Source organism: Mycobacterium kubicae (assembly GCF_015689175.1).
GTDB lineage: Bacteria > Actinomycetota > Actinomycetes > Mycobacteriales > Mycobacteriaceae > Mycobacterium > Mycobacterium kubicae.
In genome coordinates, this window is sequence record NZ_CP065047.1 from 5,640,539 (window position 1) to 5,652,406 (window position 11,868).

At 68.8% G+C, this 11,868-nt stretch carries 12 protein-coding genes; 7 read left to right on the forward strand and 5 right to left on the reverse strand.

Going from position 1 to position 11,868, the window contains the following annotated elements; all coding sequences use genetic code 11:
* Positions 1 to 37 precede the first annotated feature (37 nt).
* Together I2456_RS26435 and I2456_RS26440 are read right to left on the reverse strand one after the other, a co-directional pair.
* Positions 38 to 1,024, reverse strand: a complete 987-nt coding sequence (locus tag I2456_RS26435) for an LLM class F420-dependent oxidoreductase (RefSeq protein ID WP_068034401.1) — start codon at positions 1,022 to 1,024, stop codon at positions 38 to 40.
* Between the two features lie 29 nt (positions 1,025 to 1,053).
* On the reverse strand, positions 1,054 to 1,518 hold the full coding sequence (locus I2456_RS26440; RefSeq protein ID WP_068034399.1) for a GatB/YqeY domain-containing protein: 465 nt from the start codon (positions 1,516 to 1,518) through the stop codon (positions 1,054 to 1,056).
* Between I2456_RS26440 and I2456_RS26445 the strand changes: the two genes are divergently transcribed.
* Genes I2456_RS26445 through I2456_RS26465 form a run of 5 tightly spaced genes read left to right on the forward strand, consistent with a single transcriptional unit; the run spans position 1,517 to position 7,022 of the window.
* Positions 1,517 to 2,920, forward strand: a complete 1,404-nt coding sequence (locus tag I2456_RS26445; RefSeq protein ID WP_276052913.1) for a DUF7847 domain-containing protein — start codon at positions 1,517 to 1,519, stop codon at positions 2,918 to 2,920. The genes I2456_RS26440 and I2456_RS26445 overlap by 2 nt on opposite strands.
* Before the next feature lie 13 nt (positions 2,921 to 2,933).
* Complete coding sequence (locus tag I2456_RS26450) at positions 2,934 to 3,587, forward strand: DUF4129 domain-containing protein (RefSeq protein WP_068156435.1); 654 nt, start codon at positions 2,934 to 2,936, stop codon at positions 3,585 to 3,587.
* Positions 3,569 to 4,726, forward strand: coding sequence for a DUF4350 domain-containing protein (locus tag I2456_RS26455; protein WP_085074699.1), 1,158 nt, complete (start codon positions 3,569 to 3,571; stop codon positions 4,724 to 4,726). Before I2456_RS26450 ends, I2456_RS26455 begins: the two co-directional genes overlap by 19 nt.
* Complete coding sequence (locus I2456_RS26460; RefSeq protein WP_085074700.1) at positions 4,723 to 5,700, forward strand: AAA family ATPase; 978 nt, start codon at positions 4,723 to 4,725, stop codon at positions 5,698 to 5,700. The genes I2456_RS26455 and I2456_RS26460 overlap by 4 nt, the downstream gene beginning before the upstream one ends.
* Positions 5,700 to 7,022, forward strand: a complete 1,323-nt coding sequence (locus I2456_RS26465) for a DUF58 domain-containing protein (RefSeq protein WP_068034389.1) — start codon at positions 5,700 to 5,702, stop codon at positions 7,020 to 7,022. Before I2456_RS26460 ends, I2456_RS26465 begins: the two co-directional genes overlap by 1 nt.
* Before the next feature lie 12 nt (positions 7,023 to 7,034).
* Here I2456_RS26465 and I2456_RS26470 read toward each other — a convergent pair whose 3' ends face one another.
* Positions 7,035 to 8,027, reverse strand: a complete 993-nt coding sequence (locus I2456_RS26470) for a stage II sporulation protein M (protein ID WP_085074701.1) — start codon at positions 8,025 to 8,027, stop codon at positions 7,035 to 7,037.
* Positions 8,028 to 8,090: 63 nt separating this feature from the next.
* Between I2456_RS26470 and I2456_RS26475 the strand changes: the two genes are divergently transcribed.
* Positions 8,091 to 8,981: an RDD family protein gene (locus I2456_RS26475; RefSeq protein WP_085074702.1), complete on the forward strand. Its 891-nt coding sequence runs from the start codon at positions 8,091 to 8,093 to the stop codon at positions 8,979 to 8,981.
* On the opposite strand, the gene I2456_RS26480 is transcribed toward I2456_RS26475, so the two are convergent.
* On the reverse strand, positions 8,978 to 9,367 hold the full coding sequence (locus I2456_RS26480; protein ID WP_068034382.1) for a hypothetical protein: 390 nt from the start codon (positions 9,365 to 9,367) through the stop codon (positions 8,978 to 8,980). The genes I2456_RS26475 and I2456_RS26480 overlap by 4 nt on opposite strands.
* A 166-nt stretch (positions 9,368 to 9,533) precedes the next feature.
* On the opposite strand from I2456_RS26480, the gene I2456_RS26485 reads away from it, so the two are divergent.
* Positions 9,534 to 10,238, forward strand: a complete 705-nt coding sequence (locus I2456_RS26485; protein WP_068156418.1) for a PadR family transcriptional regulator — start codon at positions 9,534 to 9,536, stop codon at positions 10,236 to 10,238.
* 86 nt (positions 10,239 to 10,324) lie between these two features.
* Here I2456_RS26485 and glpK read toward each other — a convergent pair whose 3' ends face one another.
* A complete protein-coding gene (gene glpK / locus I2456_RS26490; protein ID WP_085074703.1) occupies positions 10,325 to 11,851 on the reverse strand; it encodes a glycerol kinase GlpK in 1,527 nt (508 codons plus the stop codon).
* Positions 11,852 to 11,868 lie beyond the last annotated feature (17 nt).

The window sequence follows — 11,868 nt, forward strand, 5'->3', positions numbered from 1 at the left end:
ATTTCGGACCCATACCCCTGCGGCAATTGACCAAACGTCAACTCGACGCCGCGCGCAGTTTCTCCAGCAGCGGTTCGGCGGCCTCTTTCAAGAATTGGTCCTGATTCGGTCCGCCGATCTGGATGAGGGCGATATCGGAGAAGCCGGCCTCCCAGTACGGCCGCACGCCCTCCACGATCGCGTCCAGGTCCGGTCCACAGGGAATGCTCTCGGCGACGTCTTCGGGCCGCACGAACTGCGTCGCACCGGCGAATCCCGCGGGCGTCGGCAGGTCGGCATTGACCGCCCATCCACCGGCGAACCAGCGGAATTGGTCGTGCGCCCGCTGGACGGCGGCGTCACGGTCGGGGTCCCAGCACACCGGAATCTGGCCGATGACCCGTCCGGCGCCGGGCCAGCCACCGCTTTGTCTCGCGATGTGCCAGGCGTCGACCAGTTCTTTGTCGGGTTGCACGGCGACGAGGTGGTCGGCGAGTTTGCCGAATTTGTCCACGCCCCGCTGCCCGGCCATCGCCACCGCGATCGCGGGAGGGATGTCGGGCACGTCCCACAACCGGGCGGAGTCGACCTGGAAGTACTCGCCGCGCCAGTCGACCAGGTCGCCGCCGAACAGTTCACGGATGATCTTGATCGCTTCGCGCAGCATGTCTTGCCTGCGCTCGACGGTCGGCCAGCCTTTGCCGACGACGTGTTCGTTGAGGTTTTCGCCGCTACCCAACCCGAGGGTGAATCGTCCGTCGGAAAGGATCTGCACGGTGGCCGCCTGCTGCGCCACGATCGCCGGGTGATACCGCATCGTCGGGCAGGTGACGTAGGTGTACAGGTCCACCCGTTCGGTCGCGTGCGCCACCGCGCCCAGCACCGCCCAGGCATTGGGAGCATGGCCCTGCGATGTCAGCCACGGCGAGAAGTGGTCGCTGCACACTTCGAAGTCGAAGCCCCGCTCCTCGGCCGAAACCGCGTCGCGCACAAGCTCTTTGGGGCCGGTCTGTTCTGTCATGAGGGTATAGCCGAAACGCGCCATAACCCCCCGAGTACCCCGTGGCGGCGAGGCTAAAGCCGGTCTTTTACGGCCGCGGACAGTCGCGCCCCGTCGGCTTTGCCTTCGGCGATCGCCGTGGCCATCTTCATCACCAGACCCATCTCCTTCATGCTGGGCCGCTGCCCGATCTGTTCGGCAACCTGGGCGATCGCGGTGTCGGCCACGTCGGCCAACTCCGCCTCGGTGAGCGGTGTGGGCAGGTATTGGTCGATGATGCGGGCCTCGGCGTGCTCATTGGCGGCCAACTCGCCCCGGCCGTTCTGCGTGTAGATCTCGGCCGCCTCGCCGCGCTTGCGAGATTCCCTGGCCAGCACCTTGAGCACTTCTGCGTCGGAGAGTTCCTTGGCCTGCTTGCCCGAGACTTCCTCGTTCTGGATCGCGGCCAGCACCATGCGCAGGGTCGCGGTGCGCAGCTTGTCCTGCGTCTTCATCGCCTCGGTCAGATCCGACCGGAGCCGGGATTTGAGTTCCGCCATGGCTGAGACGCTACGCGCCGGGACGCCACGCGATCGAGTGCTGAGCACCGGACTCGCCCGCCGGGCCCACATTGTGAAATGCCCCGGCCGCCGACAGGATGGAGGCCATGACGAACGACGACGGGCGCCGCACCCGGTGAGCACGCCGCCGCCTGGCTATCCGGTTGGCCAGCCGCCCGTCCCTCCGGCGTACGGCGTCCCGCCGGCCTACGGACCGCCGCCGGCTTATGGCCCGCCCCCGGCGTACGGGCCGCCGCCCGCGCATGGCGCGCCATACGGTCCCCCCACTTACGGGGCTGTGCCGCCTTACGGGCCGGCTTACGGCGCTGTGCCGCCTTACGGGCCGGCTTACGGCCCTGTGCCGCCTTCTGGGCCGGCTTACGGCCCTGTGCCCGGTTATGGTGCGCAGTACGGTCCACCGCTCATCCCAGGCGCGGCCAAGCCGGGCATCATCCCGCTGCGACCGTTGACGCTCAGCGACATCTTCAACGGCGCTGTGGGCTACATCCGGACCAATCCCAAGGCGACGCTCGGCCTGACCGCCATGGTGGTCGTGGTCATGCAGGTCATCACGTTGCTGGCCACGCTCGGACCGTTGGCCGCCTACGGCAACTTGAGCGACAGCCGCCCAGACGAATTGACCGGCGGCGTCGTGGGAACGTGGTTGGCCTCGATCGCCGGGGGCCTGCTGGTGACCTGGCTGGGCGGAATGCTGCTCAGCGGGATGCTCACCGTCATCGTCGGGCGGGCGGTGTTCGGGTCGCCGATCACAGTGCGGGAGGCATGGGCCAAGGTCCGCGGTCGCCTGCTCGCGTTGCTCGGGCTGGCCCTGATCGAAGCCGCCGGGCTGGTGGCGCTGGTCGGGCTGGTCATCGTGATCCTGGTCGGTGTGGGAGTGGCCGCCAACGGAGCCGCCGCGGTGCTGCTGGGGTTCCCGCTGCTGCTGGCGGTGGGGTTGCTGCTGGCCTACCTGTACACCGTGCTGCTGTTCGCCCCGGTACTGATCGTGCTGGAAAGGCTGCCGGTCCTCGACGCCATCAGCCGGTCGTTCGCGCTGGTGAGGAACGGCTTCTGGCGGGTGCTGGGCATCCGACTGCTGACGGCGCTGGTGGTGGGTGTGGTCGGTGGGGCCGTTTCGGCGCCGTTCAGCCTCGTCGGCCAGTTGATGACCGCCGCCGGCGGGTCGACCGCCATGCTGCTCGTCGGCACCACGTTGAGCAGCATCGGCGGCGCGATCAGCCAGATAATCACCGCGCCGTTCACCGCCGGAGTGGTCGTGCTGCTCTACATGGATCGGCGGATGCGCGCTGAAGCGTTCGACCTGGTTCTGCAGACCGGCGCGGCCGGCGGCCCGGCCGCGGTGGAGTCCACCGACAACCTATGGCTCACGAGACCGGTTTAGGGGCCTACGGATAGTGCCTTCCATCGACATTGACCGCGATGCCGCCCATCAGGCCGCGCAGCGTGAGCTCAACAAACCCATCTACCCAAAGGACTCCCCCGCCAAGGCGTTCAGCGACTGGATCAATGAGCTGCTGTACCGGTTGCTGGAGAAGGGCTCGCAGGTGTCCGGCGGGTGGTTCACCGTCACCGTGCTGCTCATCTTGCTCGTGATCGCCGTCATCGTCGGCGTCCACATCGCGCGCAACACCATGCGGACCCACCGCGGCGGTGACCATCAACTCTTCGACGCCGGTCAGCTCACCGCAGCGCAGCACCGAGCCACCGCGGAAAGCTATGCCGCCGAGGGTAACTGGGCCGCGGCGATCCGGCACCGGTTGCGCGCCGTCGCTCGCCAGCTCGAAGAGACCGGGGTGCTCGATCCGACACCTGGGCGCACCGCCAACGAGTTGGCTTCCGATGCCGGCGCGGCCATACCCCACCTAGCGGGCGAATTGGCCGAAGCGGCAACCGCATTCAACGACGTCACATACGGCGAACGGCCCGGTACCCAAGCCGCCTACCAGATGATCGCCGACCTCGACGACCACCTGCGATCCCGCACACCGGCCACGCACTCAGCGGGCCACAAACTCATCGCCCCGGATTCATGGGCGCAAGTCCGGTGACCGCCGCCCGGGTGGAACCGGCGCAGCGCCGTCGGCCGTGGCGGGCGATCCTGCTGGCGCTGGCGGCAATCACCGTGGTCGCCGCCCTCACCACGTACCTGACCGCACCGCGACCCGGCGGGACGATGGACCCCGAATCCACCAGTTCGTCCGGCGCGCACGCCCTGGTGACGCTGCTGCGTGACGCCGGGGTGGAGGTCGTGGTGGCCAACACCGTCGCCGACGTGGAGAACGCCGCGCGTCCCGACACGCTGCTGTTGGTGGCCCAGAGTCAATACCTCACCGACACGGCGCTTCTCGACCGCCTGGCGAAAGCACCCGGTGACCTGTTGCTCGTCGACCCCACCTCGCGAACCCGCGCGGCACTCACCCCGGGCCTGCGCATCGGATCCGCCGATCCTTTCGACAGTCAGCCCAATTGTTCGCTGCGCGAAGCCACCCGGGCCGGACCGGTCAGCTTCGGACCGAGCGACACCTACGAGGCCAGCGGCAATATCCCGGTGACCAGTTGCTACGGCGGTGCACTGGTCCGCTATCGGGACTCGGGTAGCACCGGCACCCGAACCGTTACCGTCGTGGGCAGCAGCAAGTTCATGACCAATGACGGACTGCTCCAGGCGGGCAATGCGGCGCTGGCGATGAACCTCGTGGGCGACCGCCCCCGGGTGATCTGGTTCGCACCGCAGCGCATCGAAGGCGAGAAGTCCTCTGCCACCTCGATTTTCGACCTGATTCCGGCGAACGTGACCTGGATGGTCTGGCAGCTGTGGCTGGTGGTCATCCTGGTGGCGCTGTGGAAGGGTCGCCGAGTCGGTCCGCTGGTGGCCGAGGAGCTGCCCGTCGTGGTGCGCGCCTCGGAGACCGTGGAGGGCCGCGGCCGGCTCTACCGGTCGCGGCGGGCCCGCGACCGCGCCGCCGACGCGTTGCGGACCGCGACATTGCAGCGCCTGGTGCCCCGCCTCGGCGTCGGCGCGGGCGCGGCACCGCCGGCGGTGGTGGCAACGATCGCCCAGCGCAGCGGCGCCGATCCGGAGTTCGTCCGCTACCACCTCTTCGGCCCGCCACCGGCCACCGACAGCGACTTGCTACAACTTGCCCGTGCGCTCGACGACATCGAAAGGCAGGTCACCCACTCGTGACACAGTCCCCGCCCGCCCAGACGCCGACCGCCGACTCGGCGCGTGAGGCGCTGCTGTCGCTACGCACCGAGATCGCCAAGGCCGTCGTCGGACAGGACGGAGTGATCAGCGGCCTGGTCATCGCGCTGCTGTGCCGCGGCCACGTGCTGTTGGAAGGCGTTCCCGGCGTGGCGAAAACGCTGATGATCCGTGCCCTGTCCGCGGCCTTGCAGCTGGAGTTCAAGCGGGTGCAGTTCACTCCCGACTTGATGCCCGGTGACGTCACCGGATCGCTGGTCTACGACGCGCGCACCGCCGAGTTCGCCTTCCGACCCGGACCGGTGTTCACCAACTTGATGCTGGCCGACGAGATCAACCGCACGCCGCCCAAGACGCAGGCGGCGCTGCTCGAGGCCATGGAGGAGCGTCAGGTCAGCGTCGACGGCGAGCCCAGAGCGCTGCCGGACCCGTTCATCGTCGCCGCCACGCAAAACCCGATCGAATACGAGGGCACCTACCAGTTGCCCGAAGCCCAACTCGACCGGTTCCTGCTCAAGCTGAATGTCAGCCTGCCGGCCCGCGACGCCGAGATCGCCATCCTGGGCCGGCACGCACACGGCTTCGATCCCCGCGATCTGTCCGGGATCAGTCCGGTCGCCGGACCGGCCGAACTGGCCGCCGGCCGCGAGGCGGTGCGCCAGGTGCTGGTCGCCGACGAGGTGCTGGGTTACATCGTCGACATCGTCGCGGCCACCCGCTCCTCGCCCGCGCTGCAGTTGGGAGTGTCGCCGCGCGGGGCGACCGCGCTGTTGGGCACCGCACGGTCGTGGGCCTGGCTGTCCGGGCGTACCTACGTCACTCCCGACGACGTCAAGGCCATGGCCCGTCCGACGCTGCGGCACCGGGTGATGTTGCGGCCCGAAGCCGAGCTGGAAGGCGCCACGCCCGACGGTGTGCTGGACGGCATCCTGGCCTCGGTGGCGGTGCCCCGCTAGTGGTCCTGACCGGACGCACCGGCTTACTGGCGCTGCTGTGTGTGCTGCCGATCGCAGTGTCACCGTGGCCGGCAAGGGCTTTCGCGGTCCTGCTGGTGGTGCTGGCGGCGGCTGTGGCCGTCGACGTCGGGTTGGCGGCGAGTACTCGCAACCTGCGTTATGCCCGGTCGCCGGACTCTTCGGCACGCCTGGGCCAGCCGGTGGACGCCGGCTTGGAGATCCACAACGACGGACGGCGCCGGTTTCGCGGTCAGGTGCGCGACGCCTGGCCGCCGAGCGCGCGGGCGCAGCCGCGTACCCACCGGCTCACCCTGCCCGCCGGCGGACACCAGCGGGTGGACACCGCACTGCGGCCGGTGCGTCGCGGCGACCAGCGTGCCGCGGTGGTCACCGCGCGCTCGATCGGTCCGCTGGGCCTGGCAGGACGGCAGGGCTCGCAGTCGGTGCCCGGCACGGTGCGGGTGTTGCCGCCCTTCCTGTCGCGCAAGCACCTGCCGTCGCGGTTGGCCAAACTTCGCGAGATCGACGGATTGCTGCCCACGCTGATCCGCGGGCAGGGAACCGAATTCGATTCGCTGCGTGAGTATGTCGTCGGTGACGACGTTCGCTCCATCGACTGGCGCGCGACCGCCCGGCGCGCCGACGTCATGGTTCGCACCTGGCGGCCCGAACGCGACCGGCGGGTGGTCATCGTGCTCGACACCGGACGCATGGCCGCGGGACGAGTCGGCGTGGACCCCACCGCCGCCGACCCCGCCGGCTGGCCCCGGCTGGATTGGGCCATGGACGCCGCCCTCCTGCTGGCGGCCCTGGCGTCCCGCGCCGGGGACCATGTCGATTTCCTTGCCCACGACCGGGTCAGCCGGGCCGGCGTGTTCGGCGCGTCGCGCACCGAACTACTGGCCCAGCTGGTCAACGCGATGGCCCCGCTCGAGCCGGCCCTCGTCGAATCCGATTGGCGCGCAATGGTTGCCACCATCGCGCGGCGCACCCGGCGGCGCTCGCTGGTGGTGTTGCTGACCGACCTCAATGCCACCGCGCTCGACGAGGGGCTGCTGCCCGTGCTGCCGCGGTTGTCAACCAAGCATCACGTGCTGGTCGCCGCGGTCGCTGACCCCCGCGTCGACGAGTTGGCCCTCGGACGTTCCGACGCGGCAGCGGTCTACGACGCTGCAGCGGCCGAACGAGCCCGCAACGACCGGCGCGCTATCGCCTCGCGACTGCGCCGCGACGGCGTCGAGGTGGTGGACGAACCGCCCACCGAACTGGCGCCCGGTCTGGCCGACCGCTATTTGGCGATGAAGGCGACGGGGCGGCTGTAACGCTGCCCCGCGTCAGGCGGTCGGCACGACGTCGGGGGCGTCTTCGATGTCGCCGGTTTCCCCCGCCCGGGCGGCGCGGCGACCGAAGTAGACGACGTAGGACAGGAACGCCGCCTCGGCCAGCACACCGATGCCGACCCGCACGAACGTCGGCAAGGGTGAAGGGGTCACCATCGCTTCGATGAGACCGGCGACCAGCAACACGGCCACCAAACCCACCGCGACCGAGGCCACCCCGCGGCCTTGTTCGGCGAGCACCTGACCGCGCGGCCGGTCCCCGGGCGCGATCACCGACCAACCCAGCCGCATCCCGCTTGCGCCCGCCAGGAACACCGCCGTGAGCTCCAGCAATCCGTGCGGGAGCAGCAATCCCAGCAGCAGGCCACCCTTGCCCGCCTGAAACATCAGCCCACCGATGACACCCAGGTTGGCGGCGTTCTGGAACAGCACCACCGGAATCGGCAGTCCGAGAACGACGGACATGGCGATGCACTTGGCTGCCACCCACGAATTGTTCACCCAGACTTGCAGCGCGAACGCCGCCGCGGGGTGCTCGCTGTAATAGGACTTCACGTCGTGATTGACCAATTCGTCTATGTCGGTGGGGGTTCCGACCAGGGACTGCACTTCGGGGCTACCGGCCACCCAGAAGCCCATCACCACCACGACGGCGAAGAACACCACGGCGGTGGCCAGCCACCACCGCCACGTCCGGTAAGCGACCACCGGGAAGGAGACCGTCCAGAACCGGACGAACGTGCTGGACAGCGGCGCATGGGCGCCGGTGACCGCAGAGCGCGCCCGCGCCACCAAGCTGGAAAGCCGCCCCACCACCAGCGAGTCCGACGACACCGACCGCAACATCGACAGATGCGTGGACACCCGCTGATAGAGCTCGACGAGCTCGTCGACCTCCGCGCCACTCAACGAGCGACGGCGTTTGATCAGCTGGTCAAGCCGATCCCACGTGGCGCGGTGAGTCAGCAAGAACGCGTCGACGTCCACCCTGCGCAGCCTACCGATCCAGTCCAGCGGACCAGCTCGGCAAAGCCTGTACCGTTCCGGAGTATGTCGGAGGTGGTGACCGGGGACGCGGTGGTCCTGGACGTCCAGATCGCCCAGTTGCCGGTGCGGGCAGTGAGCGCGCTCATCGACATCTTCGTCATGTTCATCGGTTATCTGCTCGGGCTGATGTTGTGGGCGGCCACGCTGAGCCAGTTCGACGAAGCGTTGACGGTCGCGTTCCTGATCATCTTCACGGTGCTGGTGGTCATCGGCTATCCGCTGGGCTGGGAAACCGCCACGCGCGGACGTTCGGTGGGCAAGATCGTGATGGGTCTGCGCGTGGTGTCCGACGACGGCGGCCCGGAACGGTTCCGGCAGGCCCTGTTTCGCGCGCTCGCGTCGTCGGTGGAGATCTGGATGCTGTTCGGAAGCCCGGCGGTGATCTGCAGCATCTTGTCGCCGAAAGCCAAGCGCATCGGTGACATCTTCGCCGGCACCGTCGTCGTCAGCGAACGCGGTCCCCGGTTGGGTCCGCCACCGCTGATGCCGCCGGCACTCACCTGGTGGGCGTCCTCATTGCAGCTGTCCGGGCTCACCGCCGGGCAAGCCGAAGTCGCCCGCCAATTCCTGTCTCGCGCCCCACAACTCGCCCCAGCGCTGCGCGACCAGATGGCCTACCGGATCGCCAGCGATGTGCTGTCGCACATCGCGCCGCCACCACCTCCCGGGGTACCGCCGCAGTTGGTGCTCGCGGCCGTCCTCGCCGAACGTCACCGCCGGGAACTGGCCCGCATGCGGCCCGTGGCGCCTCAACCGACGCCGTGGCCCACGCCCATGGCGCCCGGCAGCGCGCCCTGGCCGGGGCAGCAACCGTCGCCGTGGCCGGCGGCCGCCGCACAGCCCGGACCACCGCCGCAACCGCCGAACACCGGCGGCTTCTCGCCCCCGAGCTAGTGCTGCACTGACAACGCGAGCAAGCCGACGTCGGCAATCAACAGCGCTATCCCGCACAGCGGTACCGCAATGCCGGCCCGCTTCTTGGCGGTGAAGACCGAGGTGACGATGACCGCCAGGGCCACGAAGGGCGGGCCGTAGAACAGCACGTCGAAGTTGACACCGGCACCCAGATTGGAGCACTGGCTGTCGATGCAGGAGTCGGTGCTCATCACCGCCCCAAGCGCAAACAACATCACGATCGCCGCGCCCGGCACCGTCAACAGGGCCAACACCCAGTTGACCCACGATCGATTTCCCACGCCGGGCTCTCCCTCACCCGGCCTCGGCTGCGTGGCGCTGCCCGGACCGGTCGGCAACGTGAGGTGGTGATTCTCGCCGTTCATTGCTCAGGTGCTACCCCGCCGCGGGGCGATGCAAACCGGCGATGACGCTCCCGGCGCCCGAAGTCCACATTGCGAAGCGATAGTTAGCGATATATCGTGATGCATAGGTAACACACCCGAGGGCGTCGCACTCGGCGCTTTCTTCAGAGAACTCAAGGAGACACTCATGCACAACCCATTCATTCCTCCCGGCGGGCCGTTCGGTGGGCGTCCCGGCTTCGGTTTCGGGCCGGGCCCCGCTCAGCGGCGCGCTCTGCATGACGCGAAGCGACACGCCAAACGAGAATTCTTCGAGCACCTGCGCGACCAGGCCGCCGGCCACGACGGGCCGATGGGCTTCGGCCCCGGTTTCGGGCCCGGTTTCGGCGGCGGCTTCGGCTTCGGACCCTTCGGGGGCCCGGGCGGAGGGCGCGGCGGCTTTCGGCGGGGCGGCCGCGGCCGGCGGGGCGACGTGCGCGCGGCCATCCTGGTCCTGCTGGCCGAACGGCCGATGCACGGCTACGAGATGATTCAGCAGATCGCCGAACGCAGCAACGGCATCTGGCGGCCCAGCCCCGGCTCGGTCTACCCGACGCTGCAGCTACTCGGCGACGAAGGCCTGATCAGGGCCAGCGAGTCCGACGGCAGCAAGAAGCTGTTCGAACTGACCGACGAGGGGCGCGGCGCCGCCGAGAAAGTGGTCAGCCCCCCGTGGGATGAGATCGCCGAGGGCGTCGATCCGGGCCAGCTGAATCTGCGGTCCGCGGTCGGACAGCTGTTCGGGGCCGTCGCACAGTCGGCGCACACCGCCAGCGCCGAGCAGCAGCAGCGCATCGTCGACATCGTCAACAACGCCCGCCGGGAGATCTACGGCATCCTCGGCGAGGAATAGTCACTCCCGGTGTGCCGCGAGCGTGCGCAGAATGCCGGCTCTGCCGGCGTGTCGCTGTACAGACACGCACGCTCGCGGCATGGGGGTCAGGAGACGTCGACCCAGTCCAGGGTGCGCTCGACGGCTTTACGCCAGCCGGTATAACCCTGGGCGCGCTGATCGTCGCTCCACGCCGGCGTCCAGCGTTTGTCTTCCTTCCAGTTGGCGCGCAGGTCGGACGGGTCGTCCCAGAACCCGACGGCCAACCCGGCCGCGTAGGCCGCGCCCAGGGCGGTGGTCTCGGCGACCACCGGCCGCACGACGTCCACCCCCAGCACGTCAGCCTGGATCTGCATGCACAAGTCGTTGGCGGTGATGCCGCCGTCGACCTTCAATACCTCGAGGCGCACCCCGGAATCGGCCGCCATCGCATCCACCACATCGCGGCTCTGGTAGCAGATCGCCTCCAGCGTCGCGCGCGCCACATGCGCGTTGGTGTTGTACCGGGACAACCCGACGATGGCGCCGCGCGCATCCGATCGCCAGTACGGGGCGAACAGCCCGGAGAACGCCGGCACGAAGTACACCCCGCCGTTGTCGTCGACCTGACGCGCCAGCGCCTCGCTCTGCGCGGCGCCGCTGATGATCCCCAACTGATCGCGCAACCACTGCACCGCCGACCCGGTCACCGCGATCGAACCCTCCAGCGCATAGACCGGTTTGGCGTCGCCGAACTGGTAACACACCGTGGTCAACAACCCGTTGTCGGACCGCACGATCTGTTCGCCGGTATTGAGCAGCAGAAAGTTGCCGGTGCCATAGGTGTTCTTCGCTTCCCCGGTGTCCAGGCACACCTGCCCCACCATCGCCGCGTGCTGGTCGCCGAGCATCCCGGTGATCGGCACCTCACCGCCCACCGGACCGGTATCGACGGTGACGCCGTACGGCAGCACCGGGGACGACGGCTGAATGGACGGCAGCATCTCGCGCGGCACGGAGAACAACGACAGCAACTCGTCGTCCCAGTCCAGCGTCTCGAGATTCATCAGCATGGTGCGACTGGCGTTGGTCACGTCGGTGACGTGCACGCCGCCGCGCGGGCCGCCGGTCAGATTCCACAGCACCCAGCTGTCGGCGGTGCCGAACAGCGCGTCACCTCGTTGCGCGGCATCGCGGACCCCGTCGACGTTGTCCAGAATCCACTGCAGCTTTCCGGCGGCGAAGTAGGTGGCCGGCGGCAGGCCGGCCTTGCGGCGGATGACCTCGCCGCGGCCGTCGCGGTCCAGCGCCGAGGCGATGCGGTCAGTGCGGGTGTCCTGCCAGACGATCGCGTTGTAATAGGGCCGTCCGGTGCGCCGGTTCCACACCAGGGTCGTCTCGCGCTGGTTGGTTATGCCCAGCGCCGCAATGTTTTTGGCAGTGAGATTGGCCCGGTTCAGCACCGACATCAGCACCGACGACGTGCGTTCCCAGATTTCCACGGGGTCGTGTTCGACCCAGCCGGCGCGCGGCAGGATCTGTTCGTGCTCGAGCTGATGACGGGCGACTTCGGCCCCGTCGTGGTCGAAGATCATGCAGCGCGTGCTGGTCGTGCCCTGATCGATGGCGGCTACGAATTCACAGGACTCGGGCAACGGCTCTCCTCGCTAGT